General features: G+C 64.7%; 1 protein-coding gene and 1 other annotated feature. The gene reads right to left on the reverse strand.

What is annotated here, in order from left to right:
• Positions 1–1,189 (reverse strand): IS3 family transposase gene (locus tag CIK71_RS16700; protein ID WP_245857742.1). Its coding sequence is split into 2 segments (ribosomal slippage), with 1,190 coding nucleotides annotated over them: positions 1–904 and positions 904–1,189; the frame shifts between segments, so codons are not numbered across the junction. This gene is flagged as partial in the annotation.
• Positions 783–911: a sequence feature (AL1L pseudoknot), on the reverse strand. It overlaps the preceding gene by 129 nt.
• Positions 1,190–1,241: the final 52 nt, after the last annotated feature.

Here is a 1,241-nt window from a genome sequence, read left to right on the forward strand (position 1 = left end):
GTGTCCTCGAGCTCGACGGGCGGGATCATTCCGATCTCGCCGTGCAGACGCCGGTGGTTGAACCAGTCGATGTACTCTGCGGTCGCGATCTCGAGGTCGTCGATGTTCTTCCAGGGCCCGCGGTTGCGGACCAGTTCGGCCTTGAACAGCGAGTTGAAGGCCTCGGCCAGGGCATTGTCATACGAGTCGCCGGTGGAGCCGACCGAGGCGACCGCGCCGGCCTCGGCAAGTCGCTCGGTGTAGCGGATGGCGACGTATTGAACGCCCTTATCGCTGTGATGCGTGAGCCCGGTGACGGACTGGCCTGCGTGATCGCGGGCCCAGATGCCCATCTCCAACGCGTCCAGCGCAAGATCTGTCCGCAGCGATTTCGACAGCTGCCAGCCGACCACGCGGCGGGAGAACACGTCGATGATGAACGCGGCATACACCCAGCCGGCGAAGGTTCGGCAGTAGGTGATGTCCGCGACCCACAACTGGTTCGGAGCGGTGGCCGTGAAGTCTCGTTCGACCAGGTCAGGACGAGAATCCGGACCGCGACCGGAGATCGTGGTGCGCGGGCCTTTGGACCGGCTGATCCCACGTAGCCCAGCGACGCGCATGAGTCGCTCGACCGTGCAGCGCGCCACCGAGATGCCCTCCCGCCGCAACTGCGCATGGACCTTCTTTGCCCCGTAGACGCTGAAGTTCGCGGAGTGGACCCGGCCGATATCGACCAGTAACTCCTCGTCACGCAGTGCTCGCTTCGAGGGCGGGCGGGCCGTGCTCGCGTAGTACGTGCTCGGCGCGATCTGCGTGCCCGCTGCGGTTAGCGTCCGACAGATCGGCTCGACGCCGAACTCATGCTTGTGCTGGTCTATGTACTCCACGATCAACGCTGTGGGCGGTCGAGCTCCGCCGCGAAAAAAGCCGACGCCGACCTCAGGATCGAGTTCGCCCGGCGCAGCTCACGTACTTCCTTCTCCAGCTCGATCAAGCGCTGGGACTCGCTAGTCGTGGTTCCGGGACGGTATCCCTCGTCGACCTCCGCCTGCACGACCCAATTCCTCAGAGTCTCGGGATTGATCCCGAGCTGCTCGCCCACACGACGGAACGTGCCCGACCTCGTCGATGGATCCAGTCGCGCCTGAACAGCCATCCTCGTGGCTCTCTCCCGAAGCTCGTCCGGGTACTTCCTCGGTGCTGCCATGCTCCTCATCCTCCCGTGGATTCAGAGCCTCCACCAGACCCGGGGCGATTCA

Source organism: Brachybacterium alimentarium, assembly GCF_002332425.1.
Lineage (GTDB): Bacteria > Actinomycetota > Actinomycetes > Actinomycetales > Dermabacteraceae > Brachybacterium > Brachybacterium alimentarium.